The sequence below is a fragment of the Natronoglycomyces albus genome, from assembly GCF_016925535.1.
Taxonomy (GTDB): Bacteria; Actinomycetota; Actinomycetes; order Mycobacteriales; family Micromonosporaceae; genus Natronoglycomyces; species Natronoglycomyces albus.
In genome coordinates this window covers 431,215-453,715 of sequence record NZ_CP070496.1, presented here as the reverse complement: position 1 = coordinate 453,715, position 22,501 = coordinate 431,215, and the positions used below count along the sequence as shown (strand labels likewise).

Here is a 22,501-nt window from a genome sequence, read left to right as displayed (position 1 = left end):
CGCCTACGAGATCACCCGACAATGGGGCGGTCGGCGGGGAAGTGAAAGCGGCGGGGTCGATAGCGAATCGCCAACGCGGTGGCGATCACGATGGGACCAATCCGGCCAATGAACATCATGACCGACAGGATCATTTGGACGGCCGAGTCGAGTTCGGCCGTAATACCGGTCGACTGCCCCACTGTGGCGGCCGCTGAGGTCACCTCGAACATCACCGGAAGCGCGTTGTGCTCAGACAACGCCTGCACCAGAATGGTTCCCGAGGCGATAAAGGCCACATAAAGCAAGGCGATGCTCAACGCTTGGCGGATGACCTCATTGCACACCCGGGTGCGGAAGATCGACACGTCGGGTTCACCGCGCACCTCCACCCAAATGACGGCCAACAGCAAGAAGAACGTGGTCACCTTGATGCCACCAGCGGTGGAGGCGGAACCTCCACCGATAAACATCAAGACGATGGCGGCGAACATGCTGTGTTCATGCATCGCACCGGTGTCAATGGAGTTGAAACCGGAGGAGCGCGTCACCACCGATTGGAAGAAGGCGGGCATAAAGCGCTCGTTCCAAGCGAACTGCCCCAGCGTGGCCGGGTTGCTCCACTCAAAGAGCAAGAACACCACGAATCCACCCACGAACAAAAAGCTCGTTCCCGCGATCGTCAGCTTCGTATGCAGCGACCACCGTTTACGGCCATGTCCACGCCGGGCCAGTTCGAAGATCACCGGCACTCCCAGGCCGCCGATGATCGCGGCCACGGCCACCGGCATGATGACCACCGGGTCCAACGCGAACCCACTCAAAGAGTCGGAAAACAGCGAGAACCCACCGGAGTTGAACGCCGATACCCCGTGGAACAGCCCGTTCCAGGCCGCCTCACCGGCCGAGAAACCGTGGTGAGTGTAGAAGCGCACGCTGAGAATGACCGCTACGGTCATCTCCACGCTCACCGAGACCACGAGCGCCTTCAGCAAGATCAAGCGCACATCGCCGAACGCTCCGGTCTTGACCTCGGCTTGTGCGGCCAGCCGATGCCGGAGCCGCATTTTCCGACTGACCATCATTCCCAGGAGGGCTGAGGTCGTCATGATGCCGAAGCCACCGAGCTTGATAAACACCATGATGACCACTTGGCCAAAGGGCGACCAGTAGCTACCGGTGTCGACAATGACCAGTCCGGTGACGGTGGAGGCGGATGTGCCGGTAAACAACGCCTCGACGAATCCGGCCCCTTCAGAGCCTTCTCGCGAAACGGGGAGCAAGAGCAGCGACGTGGCGACGACGATCGCGGCGAAAAAACCTAGCGGAAGCCACCTGATGGGGTGACTCATGAAGCGTTCAATCAACTTGGGCATGTCAGAAACGTCAGGTGATCGACGCGAAAGTTTCGGTCTTGGTCGTGGGCCCGGCGACGATCAAAGTGTCGCCTTCTCGGACCATGGTGCTCGGTTGCGCGTAGGTGAACTCTTCTTCGCTGGTCTTGATACCGACCACGGTGATGCCGTAGCGGGAGCGGAGTTTCGTCTCCCCAAGAGTCTTACCAACCGCTTCCTGAGGCGCGCGGGTCTTGGCCAAGGCGAAGCCGTGGTCAAATTCGATGAAGTCCATCATCTTCCCCGTGACCAGGTGGGCAACTCGCTGCCCCATCTCCGCCTCGGGGTACACCACGTGGCTGGCCCCCACCAGTGACAGGATTTCGCCGTGCTTGGCGGTGATGGCCTTGGCCCAGACCTCTTGGGCACCTATTTCCTTCAAGGTCAGCACCGTCAACACGCTGGCTTCGACACCGGTGCCAATGGCGACCACAACATGGTCGAATTCGCCCACACCCAGCTGTTTCATGGCCGTGGCGCTCGTGGAGTCCGCCTGCACCACGTGGGTCAATGTCTCAGAGAAACGCTGTACGACGTCATCGCGCTCATCAATGGCCAAGACCTCGTGACCTTGGTTTTCCAACGATACGGCGACGGCGCCGCCGAACCGCCCCAGTCCGATCACCGCGACGGCGTCGGCATGTTTGCGATTCGATCGGCCGATTAGTCCCACAATTCTCCTCTACCCCACATAAGCACATTTAGATCCTTTGTGTCTGAAATATCCAGCCGAGTCATTCCACTGGAGAGTCAGTGGGCCCGGCCCACATGTTCTGCGTTCACGTCGATCCTGTGAAGCACCGACGGGGACGCCTCGGATTCGACGAGGGTTCCGCCGAATCCCGTACAGAAGATACTCCTCGATTCTGGCCGGTTTCATCGGAGGAGGCCTAACGTGATCATGAGAGCTAGAGCAGGTAAAACGCCTGTGCACCAGCGCACAATAGGTGCTGTGATCATGACCCTACGGCCAGGAGAGAAAAACGCGGCCCATGCCACGCGGAGCCAGCACCTGAGGGTGCCGAGGACTCCCAACAGTCCTCCTCCAAGTGACACTCGTGTCTGACCAGCCAAAGTCGATTCACAAGTGCACTGTTGGGAGTCGTCACTCTTTGTTCGTGAACATGGGCCGCACGGTCTGCTGGGTGTTCGGCTCACGCTGTGAGAGCCGTGCAGACCTGGAGTAAAGCCTTAGGAGCGCAGTACTTCCATCAATTTCACCCGCGACCCGGTCCGCATGACCGACCGCTTGTAGATGGTCGAACCGACCGCGAGCATTCCGGCAGCCGCGACCAACAGCAACCCAGCGGCCAGCAACGATTCCCACAGCGGGACGTCGACGGCAACCTGACGGGCCGGCATCGTGAAGGCCGAGAACGGCGGAATGATGGACAGGGCCTGTGCGACTGGTCCTTGCGGGTCGTTTAGGGCATAGATCGCTCCGAAGTAGCCGACCATGATCAGCATCGTGACCGGGGTCAGCACGGAGTTCGAATCCTCTTGGCGGCTGACCAGCGAGCCAGCGGCTCCAGCCATGGCCGCGAAGATCGCATAGCCCAGAATCCACCAGATGATCATCGTGCCAAGTACTTCGGTGACGCCATCGGGCAGTTCGGGCAAGGTACCGACCGCCGCCGAGACTCCCAGCGAGGTCACGATGATGACACCGACGTTCACCGCGCCGATGACGCCCAGACCGAGAATCTTTCCGCCCAACAACTGCCAGGGTTTCAAGGAGGTCAACAGGATCTCGACGATGCGGCTGCTCTTCTCCTCGACCACGCCCATGGCGACGTACATCGTCGGCATCATGATGGTGAACATGAGAATGAGGGCGACGAAGGTGCCGATGAAAGCCCGCATGCCCTGGTCGCTGCCGTCTTCGCCTAGCTGCACCGTGGCCAGCGGCTCGACGTTGAGAGCGGAGAACACTTCGGCGGGGTCAAGTCCGGCCTCGATCAGCTGCTCATTTCCCGACACGGCAGCGTGAGCCGATTCCAGCAGAAGCTCCAGTTCGGTGGCTACCGAACCGTCCACATAGAGGTTTCCGTCAGCGACGGCGACGTGAATGTCGCCCTCTTCGACGGCCTCTTCGGCCTGAGCGATCGTGTCATACCGCGTGATCTCCACCGACACATCGGATGCCTCGGCGGCGGCTTCAAAGTGTTCTTGCATCGACGCGGCTGTTTCGCCAGCGAAACCAACCTCGTGCTGCGAGTCGCCATCGAAGAAGCTGGGCAACGCCGCGAGGATGCCGATGACGACCACGGTGATGCCCAGGCTGACCAGGTTGGCCTTGCTGAGGCCACGCACCTTGATCTCGCGAGCGGTGACCAATCCGAGGCCCCGCATCCGCGATGCCCGCTGGTGTGGTTTGGTGTCATTGCTCATTTGGCAACCACCTCTCGGAAGATCTCGGCCAGACTGGGGCGGTCGTAGCCAAAGCTGTTAATGGGACCGGCCGCTTGGGCGGCGGCGAGTACGGCTTGACTGTCGGGGGCATCGGCGACCAGGTAGTCGTCGCCATCGCGCGTAACAGTGCCGGGGAGGACGTCGGTGAGGTCCGCACTCGTTTCGACGTTGAGGCGCAACTGCTTGACCGCGTCGCTACGCAGCTGTTCAACCGTGCCTTTGGCGATGATCTTGCCGCCGGAGATGATGACGACGGAGTCGCAAATGCGTTCCATGAGTTCCAGCTGGTGGCTGGAGAACAGCACCGGCACGCCGGAGCTGGCGCGGCGCTTCAACGACTCGGCCATGACATCGACAGCCAGGGGGTCCAGGCCGGAGAAGGGTTCGTCCAGAACCAGGACCTCGGGGGTGTGTACCAGGGAGACGGCCAGCTGAACACGCTGCTGATTACCAAGCGAGAGGTCTTGGACGTCATCCTTGGCTCGCGCGGTCAGTTCCAGCTGTTCGAGCAGGTCGGCAGTGGCGGACTTGGCATCGGCCGGGCTCATGCCATGCAACTGTCCGAAGTAGGCGATCTGCTCGGCCACCTTCATCTTGGGGTATAGGCCGCGCTCTTCGGGCATGTATCCCCAGCGGGTGCGCATATCGCCAACCACGGGTTTGCCCCCATGAACGACCTCGCCAGAGTCGTTGTTCAGCACTCCCATCATGATGCGCATGGTGGTGGTTTTTCCGGCGCCGTTGGCGCCGACGAATCCGGTGAGCTCTCCAGGTTTGATGGAGAACGACACTCCATCAAGGGCAACTACGTCACCGAAACGCTTATGCAGATTAGATACTTCAAGCATTTCTGACATCTCCTACGTTTCTCACTCGCTTAACACTAATGCGCACGTGCCCTATCCTCTTCCGTTGCCGGAACGAAGTTTCGCTCCTCCTCAAGGAGGACCCGGGCCGGTGTTTTCTGGGTGCTGAGGTGGACGAACGCAAGAAAATGGCCCCTCTGTCGGATGACAGACGGGGCTGATTCGCAAGCGAGGAAGAGCTCTAACAGCGCTGCCTTCGACTTTGGTGATCTTGGTTATACCGGCGAGTAGGAATCCGGAGTGGATTACTTCGGTAATAAGTGGACGTATACGGAAAAGAACAATGTAAACCTCTAATGCGATAGCGCGGGCGCAATGCCGCACAACGAGACAGCGAAAGGCCTGGTTCGCAATTGCGCTACCGAGGGTTTGGGTCGAACTTGTAGCCCAGGCCCCGAACCGTCACCAGATGGCGAGGCTTGCCCGGCTCGGATTCGATCTTGGAACGCAACCGCTTCACGTGCACATCAAGGGTCTTGGTGTCGCCCACGTAGTTGGCACCCCAGACGCGGTCGATCAGCTGGCCACGAGTCAACACTCGTCCGGCATTGCGCAACAGCATCTCCAGCAGCTCGAACTCCTTCAGCGGCAACTGCACGTTGTCGCCACCAACGGTGACGGTGTGGCGGTCAACGTCCATGCGCACCGGCCCAGCCTCCAACACGGTTTGCACCGGGTCAGTTGGCTCACTCGAACGCCGCAGCACCGCGCGGATGCGAGCGACCAGTTCACGCGGAGAATAGGGCTTGGTGATGTAGTCGTCGGCCCCCAGCTCCAAGCCCACCACTTTATCCACTTCGGAATCGCGGGCGGTCACCATGATGATGGGCACAGAGGACTCAGCCCGCAGTTCCCGGCACACCTCGGTGCCGGACTTTTCGGGCAACATCAAATCCAGCAAGATCACGTCCGCCCCGGCGCGTTCGTACTCCTTGAGCGCTGCGGAACCATCGGCGGCCACGGCCACCTCGAAACCCTCCTTGGTGAGCATGTAAGACAGGGCATCGGAAAACGACTCTTCGTCTTCCACTACGAGCACTCGGGTCACGATCAACCTTCCTTAGTCGGGCCAGCCGATTTCTCGGATGTGTTGATTTCATCCGCCGTCGGTGATGAGCGGTCGGCGTTTACCGTACGTTCAGGCAACATCAAAGTGAACGTTGTTCCAACTTCGGGCATACTGGACACTTCGATACGACCACCATGATTCACGGCGATATGCTTCACAATGGCCAATCCCAGGCCGGTGCCTCCCGTGGCACGAGAGCGGGCGGAATCGACCCGGTAAAAGCGTTCGAAAATCCGATCGAGATTCTCCTGGGCGATACCGATACCCTCATCGGCGACGCTGATACAGATGGTGCGAGCCTTCGCCACCTGGTTTTGCGGTACCGCGACTCCAACGCGCACCGTGACCGTCGTTTCCTCCGGCGAATACGAAATGGCGTTGTGAACCAGGTTCTTGACCGCTGTGACCAGCTGCGATTCCGAACCGGTGACCTCAATGCCCTCAAGCCCATCGCGCTGGAGGCGAATGCCCTTGTCTTCGGCGAGCACCCGGCACTGGTCGAAGGCGTCGCTAATGAGCCGGTCCACGGCGACCGGCTGCGGGGCAGGCAACGGCTCGGCCCCCTGCAACCGCGAGAGCACCAACAGATCTTGCACCAGATGGCCGATGCGGGTGGCTTCCTTCTGAATACGCGCGGCAAACCGCTCGGCCGCGTCGGGGTCGGCCGTGGCCTCCTGCAAAGCCTCAGCCAGCACCTGCAACGCCCCCACCGGAGTCTTCAGCTCGTGGCTGACGTTGGCGACGAAATCGCGCCGCACCGCCTCAACGCGATGCAGCTCGGAAATGTCGGTCAGCTCGATGACGGCGGCCTCATCGGGCAGCGGCGTGATGCGAGCTCGCACCGCGATCGGGTCGCCCATTTCCGGCGCGGCGACCTCCAACTCGGTGTCACGCACCCGCCCCGAACGCCTCACCTGTGCCACCAGCGCCCGCAAGGCGAGGAAACTGAGCTTGTCCTCATCGATGAGGCCCAGATTTTCAGCGGTGAGGTTGGCGTAGGTGACGGTGCCCCCCGCATCGACGACGACGATTCCCGATCTCAGGGCGTCAAGCGCGGAGTTGAAACGGGGCGGTTCGTAGCTACCCGCCGAGACGGTGGCCCGCCGAGGCTTGTCCGGACCGCCGAGGCCAGATCGGGAGCGAACCTCCGCGGCCGGGGCACGGTTGCGGCGGCGCAAGATCGCCACACTGGCAGAGGCGGCTCCGGCTATCAGTCCCACGGTGACACTGCGCAGGGCGGCACCCCGCTGGTCCTCCCCAGCTGAGGAGGGTGTTTTTGCAGTTCGTGCGCGCTGTCGTTTCACCACGTCTCGATTGTAGGCATGGGGAGGTCCCCAGGAAAAACAACAATGTGAATGTGAGGTGAATGTCTAGGTGGCCAATCAGGCTCGCGCGGGCCTGGGAGCTTCTCCCCCGATGTGCTAACAAAGGACAGGTGAGTGAAAAATCGGTGATCGCGTCACGTTATGCCCTGCTGACGACGATCTCCACCGGCGGCATGGGCCAAGTATGGAAAGGCCGTGACCTGCGACTAGACCGCGATATCGCCGTCAAACTCATCCGATCCGACCTCTTGGGCCGCGCATCGGAGTCCGACGGCATCATCGCCCGGTTCCGCCGGGAGGCGCAGGTGACCGCGCGGGTGCGCCACGATGGCGTGCCCGCCATCTATGACGCCGATTTCGATGCCGAGGCAGCCCAGCTCTATCTGGTGATGGAGTACATACCCGGGCTGAACCTCGATGACGCGATAGCCGAATCCTCTCCCCTGCCGTGGGCGCAGGTGATCGCGATTGGGGCCCAGATCGCCGCTGTGCTCCAGCAGGCTCACGATACGCCGGTCATCCACCGCGACCTGAAACCAGCGAACATCCTCATCGACACAAATGGGCAGGTCAAGGTAGTCGATTTTGGGATCGCGGCCGTAGTGGAGACCCATCAGACCCGCCTGACCCATACTGGGGACCGGGTGGGAACCGACCACTACATGGCACCCGAACAGATCAACGGCGAGACCGTCGGGCCCTATACCGACTTGTATGCCCTGGGCTGCCTGCTGTTCGAGCTGGCGACCGGGAGAAGAGTCTTCGATTCGCACACCCAGTACGCGGTGTTGCATGCCCACGCGACGCAAAGGCCCCCGTCACTGCCATCGGTACGCCCAGACGCGCCGGACGAACTGTCCGACTTGGTCGCCTCTCTGTTGGCCAAGGACCCCGTGCATCGGCCCGCCAGCGCCGCGCAGGTGTATTCGACGCTGTATCGGCTGCTGGTGCCGCTACTGAGTACGGAGGCGACTGAGTCGCTGGGGGACGCGGGTGACCCGACGTGGCCGTTTCGCTTGCCTTGCGCGCCGATCGCGGTTTTGCGCGCGCAAGGGCCCGCCAGCTGTGATGTCACCGAAGTGGTGTCCGGCCGGGTGGCTGAGGCGGAGCGGCGCTTTGAGCAGGGGGATATGGCCGGGGCGCTGACCTTGTTTCGAGCCTTGGGCAAAGAGTTGCGCGGTGTGGATCTCGGCGCGGCGTTGAACGCTCGTTCGCGAGCCGCGGAGTGTCTGGCGGCAATGGGGCATACCCAGGCGGCGATCAGCGGGTTGACGGCGGTGACCGATGAGCAGCAGCGTTTGTGGGGTCATGAGCACCTGACGGTGTTGCGTACCCGCCTGAATCTGGCCCGGCTGCGGCGGTCGCTAGGGGCGCATGGGCACTCCGACCAGGAGTTGCGAGGGCTCGTTGACGATATGGCTTCGGCGCTTGGGGCCACTCACCCCGAAACCGTTGCGGCCCAGCAGCTGTTGGGCACCTGGGGCGAGGATGTGTCGACACGTTTAGGGGAGGCGAGTCGCCGTTGGCGTGGAGGTCACATCGAAGAGTGGGAATTTACGGCTGCGCGTTGACGCCTCGGTGAGGTAGTCTCCGAAATGGACGACGTGCCGCACGTGCCCCCATCTATGTCGCGGCCTCGACGACACCCAAGCGAGGACTGCCGTGGGCGGTGTTTGCTCATTTAGGACCTAAAGGTGTACTGCCCTTGAGTTACAACCATTCGATCCCAGCTCGACCGATGTCCCAAGCGCGGCCAGCTGGGGGCCAGCCCTTCCCCACTGCTGTGGCGCGGCGTCGGTTCCGATTCTTCGGCAGCGTCTTGTGGGCGCTGCTTCCCCTGTTGTCCTTCGGTTTCGCGACCCCGGCCGTGTTCATTCACCGGGCTGTCCGCCTCACCTCGGCCATGTCGATCTTTTCAGCGGTGTTCTATTCAGCTGCCTTGGTATACGTCTGGGCGGTCACCTTTGCCTATGCGCCCGAGGATGACTCGACGCTGTTCGACACCGTGTTGCTGGGTTTCGTGATCGTCTGGATTGGCGCCACGATTCACGCCTGTCTGGTACGCACGGCCGCGAAGGAGGCCGCGAGCGCTGGGCCACAGCGCGGTGGCGGCTGGTTTCCCCACGCGCACCAATCTTCGTCGCAGCCCACCCAGTCTGGGCCGCATTCGCGGCCCGCTGGTGAGCCGAGCCCATTGCAACATGTGCAACAGAGGCAACAGCATCGCCGCAACGCACGATCATTGATCGCCGCCGATCCCATGTTGGCCAAGGAACTGGGTTATGGACGCCCCTCTGTGCGAGGATCGTCCGATGACGGTGGACTGGTCGACTTCAATCATGCCTCGGTCGAGGAGATGGCACAGTTGCCTGGCGTGGAGCAGGCTGTGGCCCAGGAAATCCGGGACCGGGTTCGGCATGTGGGGCCGTTCTCATCGTTGGGCGAGGTGATGTTGGAGATTGATATCGATCCGACGTACCTGCCGCAGCTAGAGGAGTACGTCGTCTTCATTCCCTAGCCAGGCCATGGCACCGGCTTGGGGCGCACGCGGGTTCGCCCCAAGCCATCGGCCAGTGTCTTCTTACTCGATCTCGATGAAGAACCGGTTGTCGTCCATAGAGAAGAGTTCTTCGACCATCCACGTCGCGCCGTCCAGCTGGTCGCTTTCGACCTCGACACACAGGTTTCCGCTGACGGATGCGCCGCTGAACGTCTCACCGGCGTCGGTGATGTCATCGGGGATCACTCCACAGCGGTCGTCGAAGGTGTTGCCGCCGCTGCCGTGAACCTTCATGGTCACGTCGATCCAGAAGTTTCCGGAATCTTCACCAATGTAGGTGGCATCGATGGCGACCAGGACGAACTGGTGGCCTTCTTGGGCTTCGTCGTTGAACTGGTTCTCGTCAGCCACCAGCTCGGCCGCGTCGAGGACGGTGTCCCCTAGCGTCACTTCCCAGTCTCCGACTTCAACGGTGGAACCGGCGGGCAGGGCCGAACCGGGGTTCGATCCGTCGTTGCCGTCCGCCTCACCGTTGTCACTGGAGTCGCTGCTGCCGTTGTCGTTGTCTCCTGAGTCGCTGCTGCTGCTGGAGTCGTCGCCGCCGCAGGCGGCCAGCCCGGCGGTAAGCACGACGCCGCTGGCAAGGGCGGCCAGTCGCATGGCCCGGCGTCGAGGAGTGGTCTTAGTCTTCACAGTCATTCTCCATGTTCGGTATATTCACGTCCGATATACTTGTGAATCTACTTCACAGCTTATCACGCCGTGAACCGGGGTGCTTAACTCGATGCGATATGCTGCGATTCACGCTCGTAAGAGCAGCTCAGGAGGCTCCCTTGGCTACACCAACGGCATCGGCCGCAGCCGTGACACTCACCGACATCGCCCGCTTCGCGAATGTGAACCGCCCCGCCGTCAGCAACTGGCGGCGGCGGCTGGCCAGCTTTCCCGAACCGGCAGGCGGCACTGCCACCCGGCCGCTATTCCGGCTCGCGGACATCGAAGAATGGGCTCAACAACAGGGAAAACAACTGAACATCACCGAGCCTGACCGGCTATGGTTCAGCCTCGTATCCGCCTATGGAGACCCACACGCGCTCGTCGCCGACCTCGGTAGCGCACTGACCGGGGCCACACCGCCAGGCTGGGACGCGGACATACGCCATCAGCTAAACCAACTTGGCGGGCAACACTCACCGGGCGATTTGCTGGAGTTCTTTCTCGAACGCGCCCGCGACGGCGAGATGCGCGGCGGCGACCACAGCGAGCTAGCCCAGCTGGCCGCGATCCTCGCTCCGGAAGCCACCACGGTTTCCCTCCACGACCCGAACTGTCATGACGGAGACGCGCTCTTGGCCCTCGGCGCGGCGATGCCCGCCTCCATGCGGCTGAGGGCCATCGCCGGGGAAGACGCCGACCCCGCCCGGGTCGCCATCGCCCAGGCCCGACTCACCCTGGCCTTCCCCAACGCCGACATCTCGTGCACCGCCAGCGCGCCCATCGCCAGTCCCGACCCGAACGAAGGGCGCTTTTCCCTCGTCGTGTGTCGTCCACCCAATAGATTCCCCACCTGGGAAAGCCAGCAACTGGGTGCGGCCAGCCCCTACACGTTCGGCACGCCTCCACGGATCGAACACGAACTGGCGTGGGCCCAACTGTGCCTACGCCGCGTCGCCCCATCCGGAGTGGCGCTGCTCGTCATGCCACTACTAGCGGCCTATAGGCGCTCCGGACGACGGATACGGGCCGAACTGTTGCGACAGGGAGCCCTGCAAGCGGTCATTGGCCTCAGCCACGCGAAAGCCCACCTGTGGGTCTTGCGCCACCCCGACCCACACCATCCACCGACGCAACTGCTACTGGCGAACGGAGAAGACACCGCCCAGACCTGGCCACAATTCCGCGCCCAGCCCGCGGCGAGCCTCGCCACCACGCATTCACGTACCGTTCCGCTGGTCCACGTGCTCAACGAGACGGTCGACGTGACACCGCAGTCATATCTCACCAACGCCACATTGGACGTCTCCGACTTCCGGGCCGAGACAGAGCCGCTGCGGGAACTACTGGGGCGCACAACACCACTGCCCGACCTCGTCTCAGTCGAGGCCAGCCAACCCGAAGTCCATCCGGTGGCGACATTGGCCGAGCTAGAGGAGACGCTAAAGCTTGAGATACACCTGGGTCCGGTCTCGCTACCAGAGTCCGAAGGAGTGAAGGTCACCTTCGTCGACGGAGTCGCCATCACGACAATCGGCTCATTGGACACAGTCGACTCGGGCGCGATCGCGGTCGTATGCCCACCCCACAGCATCGACCCCGGATGGCTCGCCGTACTGCTCACCGCGCAGTTGACCAGCGCGGCGGGCACCTCCACGTCGACGGGCAAACACCAGCTCAGATCGGTGCGGGTGCCCCAGCTGCCGCTGGAGGAGCAACAACGACTCGGGGCGGCGTTTCGACAACTGCTGGCTGAGCGCGAGCACCTGCGGCGCACCCGCGAAGAACTGGATCGGATAACGTTGCTGGCCGCGAACGGCCTCGCCACGGGGACCGTTCGCCCGGCCGACGCATGATCGTTCGGCATAGGTGAGAACATCACCGGCGCGCCGTCTACCGCATCGCGCCGCCGGGATCGACCACTACATCTTGAGACCGGCGCCGTGCCAAACCTGCGACCAGGAGTGCGGTCCCCGGCCACAGCGCATCGGCCCACAAACAAGGCGTGGGGTGGGGCTGGCGTTAACGCCAGCCCCACCCCACGGTGGTTGCCAAACACTGCCTACGGTCAGGCTCGAACGGTCAGCCCGGACAACCGCTATTTCTTACCCTGCGCGGCCACCTTCGCGGCCGCCTCGGCTGCCGCCTGCGGATCCAGGTACTCCCCGGGCCCCTCGGCTCGCAACGTGGTCTGGTCGATCTTGTACACCAGCGGCATGCCGGTGGGGATGTTCAAGCCGACGATGTCCTCGTCGGACACCCCTTCCAGGTGCTTCACCAGCGCCCGCAGCGAGTTCCCGTGCGCGGCCACCAGCACCGTCTTGCCAGCTTGCAGGTCCGGCACCAGCGCGTCATACCAGTAGGGCATCATCCGCTCCAGCACGTCCTTCAAGCACTCGGTGCGCGGCATGATCTCCTCGGGAAGATGGGCGTAGCGAGGGTCGCCCACCTGAGAGAACTCATTGTCCGGCGCGATGGGCGGCGGCGGCGTGTCGTAGGAGCGACGCCAGGTCATGAACTGTTCCTCGCCGAATTCCTCCAGCGTCTCGGCCTTGTTCTTCCCCTGCAAGGCTCCATAATGGCGCTCGTTGAGCCGCCAATGACGTTTCACCGGAATCCAGTGGCGATCGATCGCGTTGAGCGAGATCTCCGCGGTGCGGATCGCCCGTCGCATCAGCGAGGTGTGCACCACCTCCGGGGCGATCTGCGCCTCGGCCAGCAACTGGCCACCGCGTTCGCCTTCCTTCTCACCCTCAGCGGTCAGATCGACGTCAACCCAGCCGGTGAAGAGGTTCTTAGCGTTCCATTCGCTTTCGCCGTGGCGAAGCAACACGAGAGTAGCGGTCATGTCCCCTATCCTGCCGCGTCTCATACCGTGGCAGTAGTTGGGGCGCGTGATTGTTAGCTCCTCGCCGCCGATGAGACCAGTTACCCACCAACGCGGCAAGACGGACCGATAGGCTGCGAGCGTGACTATGCGCGATATCACTCTTTTGATCAACCCGACTTCGGGCCGAGGCCGGGGCGAGCGCATCGGCTCGCGCGTGGCCACCCATCTGACAATCGCCGGGTTCACTGTGCAAACCATGATCGGCACCGACGCGGGCCACAGCGGCGAGCTCGCCGAAGCCGCGGTCAAAGGAGGTACCGACGCCCTCGTCCTCGTCGGCGGCGATGGCATGGTTCACCTGGGCCTGCAAGCTGTGGCCGGGAGAAACACCCCGCTGGGAATCATCCCCGCCGGGGGTGGCAACGACATCGCCCGCGCGCTGGGCCTGCCGCTGCGCAACCCGCTGCGGGCGGCCGACTATGTTGGCGCGGGCCGAATACGAAAAATCGACCTGGGGAAAGCCTCGGGACGCTGGTTCGGCGGGGTCGTCGCGGCTGGATTCGACGCCCGCGTCAACGAGCGAGCCAATCGTATGCGCTGGCCCCAAGGTCGGCTGCGGTACAACCTGGCGATGCTAGCCGAACTGGGCGTCTTCACCGCGGTGCCCTATGAACTGGAGTTGGACGGCCAAAAGTGGTCGACGCAGGCGATGCTGGTGGCCATCGGCAATATGCCCTACTACGGGGGCGGAATGAAGGTAGTACCCTCGGCGCGGCCCGACGACGGCCTGTTCGACGTCATGGTCGTCAAGCCGCTGTCAAGAGCGAAGCTGCTGACGGTCTTCCCCAGGGTCTACGCGGGTACTCACGTGCGCCTTCCCTTCGTGGAAGTGCGGCAAGCCAGGAGCGTCCGCGTCAACGCGCCCGATATCTGTGCCTACGTGGACGGGGAACGGCTAGGTCCATTGCCGCAGACCTTCACCGCCGTGCCCGAAGCCCTCTCCGTGTTCGCCCCACCGTCACCCGCTAATCGCGAGGCTTGAACTGCTCGAACGCCTGCAGGTTCACGGTCGACTCGCCGCGATCCAGCCGCCACCGCCACTCTTGCCGAATCGAGGATTCGAACCCCAGCTCCAAAATCCGATTGAACACCCCATCGGTGGCCTGGTGGACGACGCCGAGCAGCCGGTCGATGTCATGCTCATTGACACTGCTGTGCGAGACGCGCCCCACTAGATAAATGTCGTGGTCACGGTCGTCGATGGTGAAGGCGACGCTGAACAGCTCGAAGTTACGCCGCAAAAGCTCCTCCCACACCTGCTGGTGGCGCTCCTCGGGACAGCGCGCGACAAAGCTGAGAACTTTCAAAGCGTGATCTTCGACCACCAACGTGACGTCGATGGTCTTACGGCGTTCGCCCGGGATCGACACGGTGAAGAGCAGGCCCGCATCGTTCTTGGTGTAATCGACATCCATGCTTCGCAAGATGACGTCCAGTTGATCGGCCAGCGCTCGCGTGTTGCGGTGTTCGGTGTTCACAGCCTCGGCTCATCCTCCCTCAATGACAAATGACAGTGGGTATGCATTATGGGCCCCGCGTCGCCTCAACTGCACGCCACCAAGGCACGGGCGGCTTGTCGGGCGCGCACGTAGGAGTGCAGCAGACCTTCGGCCGTCGATGACCAACTGTAGTGCTGGGCATGGGCACTGGCTTCGCGTCCATACTTGTGCCGCAGGTCGGCATCGGTCAGCAGCTGGTGCAAGGCGGCCGCCCAGTCGTCGGCGGCGTGACCGTTGACCAGAGTTCCCGTGCGCTGGTCGTCAACGACGGTGGCGAGTCCGCCCACGTTGGAGGCGATGACCGGTGTGCCGCAGGCCTGGGCTTCGAGGGCGACCAGTCCGAAGGATTCGTTGTGGCTGGGGAAGGCGACGACATCGGCGGCCCGATAGAGGTTGGCGAGGTCATTGCCGGTGCGCGGAGGGAGTTGCTGAACACACTCGTCTAGGCCGTGGGCGGTGATGAGGTCGGGCAGCCAGTTGGCGTGGGAGTTGGAGGGGCCACCGACGAAGAGGGCTTTGAGGCGACCGGACAGTTCGGGGTGTCGTTCGCGCAGGCGGGAGAATCCATGGAGGAGGACATCGGGAGCCTTGGCCGGTTGGATGCGGCCCACGAAGGCCACGACGAGATCTTGCGGGTCTAGACCCAACTGGGCGCGCGCCGCGGCCTTGGATAGGGCGGGAGAGCTTATGCTCGGGGCTCGGTCGGAGGGGCGCCCGTGCACTGTGGCGGCGAGGGGGTCATTGGTGCTGATTTCGGGTTCGCCGCTGCCGGTCACTGGTCGAAAGATTCCCAGATCGACTCCTGGGGAAACCACGTCGATGGCGTCGGTCGGTGCCTCGTAGTACTGGTAGAGGTCGCGGGCTTCGGCGGGAGTGTTGGCAATGAGGCGGTCACTCGCGCCCACGACCTGCTCTTCGCCGATGATGCGGCCCAGCGGCTCGGGAGTGTCGCCGGCGGCAAGATTGTCGTTCTTGACTTTGGCCAAGGTGTGAAAGGTGTGCAGGAGCGGCACGTTCCAACGGTCGGCGACGATCCATCCGGCCTGGCCGGAGAGCCAGTAGTGGCTGTGAAGTAGGTCGAAGTAGCCCTCGGGGCGGTGGGCCTCGGTGCGCAAGATTCCGGCCGCGAAGGCACATAGCTGACCGGGCAGGTCGTGCTTGGAGAGTCCTTCAAACGGGCCAGCGGGAACGTGGTGCACCACGACGCCGTGGTCGGTGACGACGCTCTGAGGCTCGGACGAGGAGGTGGCCCGGGTGAAGACCTCGACCTCGACACCACGGCTTACCAGTTGTTTCGCGGTTTGGTCGATGTAGACGTTCATTCCACCAGCGTCACCGGTTCCGGGCTGTGCCAGCGGGGAGGTGTGCATCGACAGCATGGCGACGCGGCGCGGAAGCGAGCGACGGTTGCGGGGGTCGCGGCGAGGCGAGGGAACGGAGGAGAAGCGACCACGGGAGAAGGACAAGGTCCTGTGCCTTTCTATTGATGCCGAGACTGATCGGAGTGTGTGCCCAGACACGCCTGCGGCTGGCCCACCGCCGTGGGCCCCGTGTGAGGGACTGTCTTGCCGGTTGGCCGCAGCAGCATCTGCTTGAACCCACCGGACCATAGGCACACGTCTTCCCAGCCTCCTTCACATTCTGCGCAGGTTATGCGGCAAACATAGGGTTGCCTGCGGCACTCGTGGGCTAGACGAACACCGACGTTGGGCAATACCCCAACGACCGGACCGAAGTGCCTTGAGATCGGTCGGCGTCGGCGCATTGCGAACCTCGTTAATTTTCACGCCAGAGGAGGTCACGACACAACCTTCTAAGGAGAACGTGACCAGTCAGTCATATATTCCGAGACACTCTCGACCATTCGACTCATAGAAATTTGTTCGCGACACAGCGTTAGCTTCACCCGTTAAACCGGACAAGTCGTTCATCATGAGAGTTAATTGTCAACAAGGAGGCTTTTCCAAGAGTCGGTCGGCCCGGCCGCGGGAGGGGACGTTCGATTGCGCAGCGCCCCACCGACCACGCGGCCACCGCGCTTTGGAAGCAGCTTCAAGGGGGGAGACAACTCTTATGAGCTCAACGGCCGTCGCGTCGCAGGAAACAGTCGCACAGGAATCTCTGACTCGAGAAGCATTGGCCGAGGACGCGCTGTCTGCCGACAGCGCCAAGGAATCGGCGGACCTGCCTCGACGCAAGAGGCTAATGAAGGAAACCATCTCCGAGGCCAAGACCGCTGGGTCCGAACCGGCCTCACCGGCTCAACCGTCCCTGCCGCGTGCCCGCTCCGCCGAGACCACTAGCGGCCCGGCGGCGACCCACCAGACCACCCAGCCACCGTCCCAACCCAAGACGCAGCGTCGGCCCAAGATCACTCGCCATACCGAGACGGTCACCTCGGTCGGCGCGCTGCGTCGCCTGCCGGTGCAGGAGCGCTCTGCCGCCCGTGTCTCCCGCATGCTGGACGCCGCCGCCAGCCTGGTCGAAGAGGTCGGCTACGACCGCCTGTCAACCACCGCGATCGCCCAACGCGCGGACGTGGCCATCGGTTCGGTGTACCAATTTTTCGGAGACAAGCGTTCCCTCACCGAGGCACTGAGCCAGCGCTACATCGACCAATATCTGGACCGGCTCGCCATGCGCCTGGAGGCGCACCACATCTCCACCTGGCACGACGGAACGCTGGCGGCAGTGGACGAGTACATCCACATGTACCGCACGGCTCCCGGATTCCGGGTGCTGCATCTGGCCGACGTTATTGATCCGGGCCGTGGCACGACCATGACCACCGGAGGCGACCTCATCGCCGAGCAGGTCATCGCCACCGTTGCCGAGCTGGTCGGCAGCAAGGTCGACCCGTGGGTGACCGAAGCTGTCACCGTGGCGCTGGAAACCGGTCAGGCGCTGGTGCGGCGGGCATTTAGGCGCGACCCCGAAGGCGATGACGAAGCGTTGTCGGAGGCGCGTCGTATGGTGAGTGAGTACCTGCGAGATCGAGTGCGTTAGGGGCGGTGGGTTTAGTCAATCTTGACCATTAACGCTGATGTTGACGGCTCAGTCCCCCGGATTGAGTCGTGGGGCATTGCCTTAAAGCATTGTTGTGAGTTTTCGCCACAAGCCTTTCGTCACGGCAGTGTTTGACGGTGGGGGCTAAAGGTTATGTTTGACGGCTCGGTATGTGGCCCTGCTCTGGGGAGGTGAACGCAACCGCGCTCGAATGGTTCGATTCACTGCCCGGTCGGCGGCCCTGTGCCACGGCCCGCATCTGGCCGTGGTGATCCAACAACGCTCAGGCGACCCCAGTTGAGAGCTCAACGTGCGATTTTGCCCGATTCCGCTGGCTTGATTCTGGTTTGGGGGCCAGCGGTCGCACTCAACACTTCCCTTCTTCGCCTGAGGTGCCCGCACTCGGTGGCCAGGCCGCCCCATCAGGCGGTGCGAGCCCCAATGTGGGTACGCCGAGATGTTACCGGGAGAAGGTCCCGGGTAGGCAGGTTCGCCGGGCCACAGAACAGCCATTTACCGCGCTCAGATGGGCGGAGGGACACCGCTGGGCCACCGTGAGACAACCCTCTGGGCGCGCAGACTCAACTAAGTCATGGGCTTGCCCACTACGACTATGACCGACCGGGCAAGCGACTGTCGTGAAGCTCATGATTCACAGTTTTCCTCTTGCGTCACGATGGCCGCGTTTGCTGGCTGCCGCCCCTGAGCTGCGCGGCGGCAGCCGCTACGGTGTAGTCATCGCGCGCTTTTGAGGTGCGACGAACCTGCTGGCCCACAGTTAGTGGGCCGAAACAAACATGAGCTCGCGGCGCGGGCTAGGCTGACTGTATCGATGCACAGCAATAGTCGTTGACAATAACGACGCATTGCCTCTGGCTCCCCACACAGGACCCAGCGCGAGCGACACCAGCCCTTTTCAGGGCAGCGGAGGGTGAGCAATACGGGTGAAACCAGGTCGGTTTCTCACTAGTTCACAGCCGCCAGACTCGGCAAACCACGTCGAGGACCTGCTCAGGCGTCATAACACGTCGTCACCTCGCCTCTAGGGCAACTCTCAGGGCGACTACGTTCGAGTCAGTGACGCTGGCGCGGGCTCGTCGAGGGCAGGCCCCAGGGCCTCTAGAGGCTGAGGTAACCCGGTCGGTGACCGGATGCGAGGTGGTCCTCCACCCAGCGTCGAGGTTCGCGGGATCCTCTGGCCGACCACGCGACGTGTCGCTCGAGGCAGTTTCTGTGGCCAGCGCAACTCGGCAGCGTGAATACAAGGAAGGCACCCACCACCATGAGCGACCCAGCAGCTGACCTGAAGGCGGTCTTGCGGATTCCGCCCTTTAGACGACTGTGGACCGTACTCGGGTTGGCGTCCTTCGGAGACTGGCTGGGGCTGTTCGCCTCCGCCGCCTTCGCCCAGTCGCTGTTCGAGGGAGCCGCCGCCAAAGGCGCGGCGTTCTCCGGCGTCATCATCCTGCGACTCCTCCCCGCCCTGATCTTCGGTCCCATAGCTGGCATCTTCGCCGACCGGTTCGACCGGCGCAAAACCATGGTGACCTGCGATATCGCTCGCTTCCTGCTTCTGGGGTCGATCCCGACGGTGTACCTGGCCACTGGCTCAGTCGGCGTCACGATCGTGTGGATCATGATCGCCCAAGTCGCCATCGAAGCCGTCGTCATGGTGTGGATGCCCGCCAAGGAAGCCGCGATGCCCAACCTGCTTCCCAAGAGCAAGTTGGAGATGGCCAACCAGCTGACCCTCGCCACCACATACGGCATCGCCCCCGTCCTCGCCTTCGGTCTCATGGCCATCCTGGAACGTGGCTCCGGAGTCTGGGGGAACCTGGGCATGTGGGCCCAGCCGATGGTCATCGGCCTCTACATCAACTCCCTGATGTTCCTGATCGTCGCGTTGACGGTCTACTTCGGCATCAAAGAGATCTCTGGCCGCCCCGAAGGCCGTCCCGACTCTCAAAACAGCATGTGGCGCGATTTCGCCGACGGCTGGCGCTACGTACAAGAACAACAACTGGTGCGTGGCCTTGTCGTGGGTATCCTCGGTGCCTTCTGCGGCGCGGGCATCCTCATCGGCAGCGGCCAGACCTACGCCGAATCGCTCGACGCCGGATCGGCGGCGTTCAACACCCTGGCGGCCACCTTGTTCATCGGGTTGGGAATTGGCATCGTCGCCGGGCCCAAGATCGTGGGGGCGCTATCGCGGCGCCGCTGGTTTGGCATGTCCATCGTGCTAGCCGGAATCGGGCTGCTGTTCAACGCGGTCGCCCCGCTGCTGGGCCTAGCCCTCATCGGCACGGCCATCATCGGCGCCGGGGCCGGGATGGCATTCCTGGCAGGAATCACGCTGCTGCAACGCGAAGTGTCCGACCAAGTACGCGGGCGTATCTTCGCCTTCATCGGCACCGCCGTGCGAGTAATTCTCATGCTCACGATCTCGCTCGGCGCCACGCTGGCCGGGCTCGGCGCGACCCGACAGGTGCAACTCGGCGCCGTCGAGTTCACCTGGTCGTTCAGCCGCCTCATCATGCTGATCGCGGCCGTATTCGTCATCATCATTGGCCTCATGGCCTTCAAACGCATGGACGACAAGCCCGGGGTGCCGGCGCTGGCCGACTTGTGGGCGTCCCTGCGGGGCCGCCCGCTCATCCCCACCACACCGGGCAATGGCACCGGATTCTTCATCGTCTTCGAGGGTGGCGAGGGCTCAGGCAAGTCCACCCAGGCACTTAAACTTTCCGCCTGGCTGAAGCTGCAAGGTTACGAAGCGGTACGGACCCGGGAACCGGGTGGAACCCAAATCGGGGCCCGGATTCGCTCCATGCTGCTCAGTTCCACCTCTGAGACGCCCTCGGCCCGCTGTGAGGCGCTGCTGTACGCGGCTGATCGAGCTCACCACGTCGACACCATCGTGCGCCCAGCCCTGGAACGCGGGGCGGTGGTGGTCTCGGACCGCTATATCGACTCTTCGATCGCCTACCAAGGATCTGGCCGTGCGCTGGGAGGCGAGGAGATTTCCTGGCTGTCGGACTGGGCGACAAAGAACTTGCGTCCCGACCTGGTGGTCTTGCTCGACATCGCCCCCGAAACCGGGCTGCGCCGCGCCAAACACGACGGCAACGGCGACCGACTGGAACAGGAATCACTGGACTTCCACTCCCGGGTACGCGAAGCGTTCTTGTTGAAAGCGAAGGGCAACCAGCGCAATTATCTGGTTGTGGACGCCTCGAAGAGCCCCGAGGCCATCGCCGAAGAGGTACAGTCCGTGGTCGCGGCTCGTCTGGGTGTCCTGCCCAAGGGTGAATCGCTGGCCACCGGACACTCACCGTGGCCCGAATTCGACGACGGGGCAACCGGATCCAACGGTGGCAACCCGGCGAGCTCGCCCGAGGCAACCGCAGCACCGGCGGCTGGCCCGGGCGAGGCGGACACCGATTCGGGCGAGCCGGGCTCCCCCACCGCCCATCAGGGCGCCTGGGAGGCCAGCCGCAAGTGAGCGTGTTCGCAGACCTGATCGGCCAAGACGACGCCCGTGGGGTGCTCAGTAACGCCGCCGCCGGAATCGGCATGACCCACGCGTGGCTGTTCATCGGGCCGCCCGGCTCCGGCCGGTCGGTTGCCGCTTCCGCGTTCGCCTCAGCCCTCCAATGTGACCACCACACCGGCTGCGGGCAATGTTCCTCGTGTCACCTGGTGCAAAGCGGCTCGCACGCGGACGTGCAGCGCATCATTCCCGAAGGCCTCTCCATAGGTGTGGGCGAAGTCCGGCGGGTGATCACGATGGCCAGCCGCGCCCCCAGCGGAGGCAAATGGCAGATCCTCATCCTCGAAGACGCCGACCGCCTGACAGAGTCGGCCGGGAACGCGCTGTTGAAAGCCATCGAGGAACCCCCCGAGCGAACGGTTTTCCTGCTGTGCGCGCCCTCGGACAACCCCCAGGAATTGTCGATCACGATTCGGTCCCGCTGCCGAGTGGTATCACTGCGGCAACCCCCGAAGGACGCGATCGCGCGCCTACTCATGGATTCCGAACAGCTGCCCGCAGGTGAGGCCGAACTATACGCCGCCGCGGCTCAAGGCCATATTGGACGTGCCCGCAGACTGGCCACCGATGAGACTGCCCGGGCCAAGCGGCGCGACGTCCTCGCCATTCCCCGCCAGCTGACCGGAATCTCCGCCTGTTTCTCCGCCGCGGTCGAATTGATCGAAGCGGCCGAGGCTGAAGCCTCGGACGCGAACACCGAACGCTCCAGCGCCGAACGCCAATCCCTGGAAATGGCGCTAGGCAAGGGCGGCACCGGCAAAGGGGCCAGCAAGGCCGCCCGAGGGTCGGCCGCCGCGCTAAAAGATTTGGAGAAACGGCAGAAGACCCGTGACACCAGGTCCCAACGTGACAGTCTCGACCGGGCTCTGGTCGACCTGGCCGCGTTCTACCGGGACGCGCTGGTGGCGGGCTTCGGTTCGCCGGTCGAACCGGTGCATCCGGACATGGTCGAGGTCAGCCGTTCCGCGGCTTCGAAGATGTCGCCGGAGTCGCTGCTACGTCGCATCAGCGCGGTGTTGGAGTGCCGGGAGGCGATCGACCGCAACGTGCGGCCCCGAATCGCCGTCGAAGCCCTCATGACGCGGCTGTGGACGGGCAACTAGCGCACACCTGGCGGCTTATACAAAAGTGCGAACTCAAGGCCGCAGGAGACGAAGTCTACGCAGGTAATCGAGACGACGAGTACGCCGAAAGTGCCTTTGGTGGCGGCCTCCTCATTTCCCTTGGGATATTTGTCGTGGCACCCTGAGGTCGTACGGCGCCTCATGCCACTGTGAACTGTGGGGGCCGCGACTCC

General features: G+C 63.3%; 17 protein-coding genes. 7 read left to right on the top strand and 10 right to left on the bottom strand.

Annotated features, from left to right (window positions below; translation table 11 throughout):
- Positions 1 to 11 precede the first annotated feature (11 nt).
- The 6 genes from JQS30_RS01870 to JQS30_RS01845 all read right to left on the bottom strand — a co-directional run bounded on the left by JQS30_RS01870 (position 12) and on the right by JQS30_RS01845 (position 7,027).
- A complete protein-coding gene (locus JQS30_RS01870) occupies positions 12 to 1,355 on the bottom strand; it encodes a TrkH family potassium uptake protein (protein WP_213171710.1) in 1,344 nt (447 codons plus the stop codon).
- A gap of 10 nt (positions 1,356 to 1,365) precedes the next feature.
- Complete coding sequence (locus JQS30_RS01865; RefSeq protein ID WP_213172923.1) at positions 1,366 to 2,037, bottom strand: potassium channel family protein; 672 nt, start codon at positions 2,035 to 2,037, stop codon at positions 1,366 to 1,368.
- Positions 2,038 to 2,564: 527 nt separating this feature from the next.
- On the bottom strand, positions 2,565 to 3,764 hold the full coding sequence (locus tag JQS30_RS01860; protein WP_213171709.1) for an ABC transporter permease: 1,200 nt from the start codon (positions 3,762 to 3,764) through the stop codon (positions 2,565 to 2,567).
- Complete coding sequence (locus tag JQS30_RS01855; RefSeq protein WP_213171708.1) at positions 3,761 to 4,633, bottom strand: ABC transporter ATP-binding protein; 873 nt, start codon at positions 4,631 to 4,633, stop codon at positions 3,761 to 3,763. Before JQS30_RS01855 ends, JQS30_RS01860 begins: the two co-directional genes overlap by 4 nt.
- Before the next feature lie 376 nt (positions 4,634 to 5,009).
- Positions 5,010 to 5,699 carry a response regulator transcription factor gene (locus JQS30_RS01850; RefSeq protein WP_213171707.1) on the bottom strand — a complete coding sequence of 230 codons (690 nt, stop codon included), beginning with the start codon at positions 5,697 to 5,699 and terminating at the stop codon, positions 5,010 to 5,012.
- 2 nt (positions 5,700 to 5,701) lie between these two features.
- On the bottom strand, positions 5,702 to 7,027 hold the full coding sequence (locus JQS30_RS01845; RefSeq protein WP_213171706.1) for a sensor histidine kinase: 1,326 nt from the start codon (positions 7,025 to 7,027) through the stop codon (positions 5,702 to 5,704).
- A 128-nt stretch (positions 7,028 to 7,155) separates the two neighbouring features.
- On the opposite strand from JQS30_RS01845, the gene JQS30_RS01840 reads away from it, so the two are divergent.
- Both JQS30_RS01840 and JQS30_RS01835 read left to right on the top strand, forming a co-directional pair.
- Complete coding sequence (locus tag JQS30_RS01840) at positions 7,156 to 8,616, top strand: serine/threonine-protein kinase (protein ID WP_213171705.1); 1,461 nt, start codon at positions 7,156 to 7,158, stop codon at positions 8,614 to 8,616.
- Between the two features lie 134 nt (positions 8,617 to 8,750).
- Positions 8,751 to 9,563, top strand: a complete 813-nt coding sequence (locus JQS30_RS01835) for a ComEA family DNA-binding protein (RefSeq protein WP_213171704.1) — start codon at positions 8,751 to 8,753, stop codon at positions 9,561 to 9,563.
- A 63-nt stretch (positions 9,564 to 9,626) separates the two neighbouring features.
- Here the strand turns inward: JQS30_RS01835 and JQS30_RS01830 are convergent, their stop codons facing one another.
- The gene (locus JQS30_RS01830) at positions 9,627 to 10,244 is read right to left on the bottom strand and encodes a hypothetical protein (protein WP_213171703.1); all 618 of its coding nucleotides are present in this window, start codon (positions 10,242 to 10,244) and stop codon (positions 9,627 to 9,629) included.
- Between the two features lie 134 nt (positions 10,245 to 10,378).
- Here JQS30_RS01830 and JQS30_RS01825 point away from each other — a divergent pair, with 134 nt between their 5' ends.
- Complete coding sequence (locus JQS30_RS01825; protein ID WP_213171702.1) at positions 10,379 to 12,115, top strand: N-6 DNA methylase; 1,737 nt, start codon at positions 10,379 to 10,381, stop codon at positions 12,113 to 12,115.
- A 242-nt stretch (positions 12,116 to 12,357) separates the two neighbouring features.
- On the opposite strand, the gene JQS30_RS01820 is transcribed toward JQS30_RS01825, so the two are convergent.
- Positions 12,358 to 13,107 carry a phosphoglyceromutase gene (locus JQS30_RS01820; RefSeq protein WP_213171701.1) on the bottom strand — a complete coding sequence of 250 codons (750 nt, stop codon included), beginning with the start codon at positions 13,105 to 13,107 and terminating at the stop codon, positions 12,358 to 12,360.
- A gap of 127 nt (positions 13,108 to 13,234) precedes the next feature.
- On the opposite strand from JQS30_RS01820, the gene JQS30_RS01815 reads away from it, so the two are divergent.
- A complete protein-coding gene (locus tag JQS30_RS01815; RefSeq protein ID WP_246498123.1) occupies positions 13,235 to 14,131 on the top strand; it encodes a diacylglycerol kinase in 897 nt (298 codons plus the stop codon).
- On the opposite strand, the gene JQS30_RS01810 is transcribed toward JQS30_RS01815, so the two are convergent.
- Positions 14,115 to 14,627, bottom strand: coding sequence for a YbjN domain-containing protein (locus tag JQS30_RS01810; protein WP_213171699.1), 513 nt, complete (start codon positions 14,625 to 14,627; stop codon positions 14,115 to 14,117). The genes JQS30_RS01815 and JQS30_RS01810 overlap by 17 nt on opposite strands.
- Before the next feature lie 65 nt (positions 14,628 to 14,692).
- Positions 14,693 to 16,027, bottom strand: a complete 1,335-nt coding sequence (locus tag JQS30_RS01805) for a glycosyltransferase (RefSeq protein ID WP_213172922.1) — start codon at positions 16,025 to 16,027, stop codon at positions 14,693 to 14,695.
- Between the two features lie 694 nt (positions 16,028 to 16,721).
- Between JQS30_RS01805 and JQS30_RS01800 the strand changes: the two genes are divergently transcribed.
- The 3 genes from JQS30_RS01800 (at position 16,722) to JQS30_RS01790 (ending at position 22,307) form a co-directional block, all read left to right on the top strand.
- Positions 16,722 to 17,654 carry a TetR/AcrR family transcriptional regulator gene (locus JQS30_RS01800; RefSeq protein ID WP_213171698.1) on the top strand — a complete coding sequence of 311 codons (933 nt, stop codon included), beginning with the start codon at positions 16,722 to 16,724 and terminating at the stop codon, positions 17,652 to 17,654.
- 1,282 nt (positions 17,655 to 18,936) lie between these two features.
- Positions 18,937 to 21,156: a dTMP kinase gene (tmk, locus tag JQS30_RS01795; protein ID WP_213171697.1), complete on the top strand. Its 2,220-nt coding sequence runs from the start codon at positions 18,937 to 18,939 to the stop codon at positions 21,154 to 21,156.
- Positions 21,153 to 22,307, top strand: coding sequence for a DNA polymerase III subunit delta' (locus JQS30_RS01790; protein ID WP_213171696.1), 1,155 nt, complete (start codon positions 21,153 to 21,155; stop codon positions 22,305 to 22,307). The genes tmk and JQS30_RS01790 overlap by 4 nt, the downstream gene beginning before the upstream one ends.
- Positions 22,308 to 22,501: the final 194 nt, after the last annotated feature.

Coding starts and splice junctions, on each gene's coding strand:
- tmk (WP_213171697.1), top strand. CDS start 18,937: ATGAGCGACCCAGCAGCTGACCTGAAGGCGGTCTTGCGGATTCCGCCC.
- JQS30_RS01870 (WP_213171710.1), bottom strand. CDS start 1,355: ATGCCCAAGTTGATTGAACGCTTCATGAGTCACCCCATCAGGTGGCTT.
- JQS30_RS01820 (WP_213171701.1), bottom strand. CDS start 13,107: ATGACCGCTACTCTCGTGTTGCTTCGCCACGGCGAAAGCGAATGGAAC.
- JQS30_RS01805 (WP_213172922.1), bottom strand. CDS start 16,027: ATGCTGTCGATGCACACCTCCCCGCTGGCACAGCCCGGAACCGGTGAC.
- JQS30_RS01860 (WP_213171709.1), bottom strand. CDS start 3,764: ATGAGCAATGACACCAAACCACACCAGCGGGCATCGCGGATGCGGGGC.
- JQS30_RS01800 (WP_213171698.1), top strand. CDS start 16,722: ATGAGCTCAACGGCCGTCGCGTCGCAGGAAACAGTCGCACAGGAATCT.
- JQS30_RS01830 (WP_213171703.1), bottom strand. CDS start 10,244: ATGACTGTGAAGACTAAGACCACTCCTCGACGCCGGGCCATGCGACTG.
- JQS30_RS01815 (WP_246498123.1), top strand. CDS start 13,235: ATGCGCGATATCACTCTTTTGATCAACCCGACTTCGGGCCGAGGCCGG.
- JQS30_RS01855 (WP_213171708.1), bottom strand. CDS start 4,633: ATGCTTGAAGTATCTAATCTGCATAAGCGTTTCGGTGACGTAGTTGCC.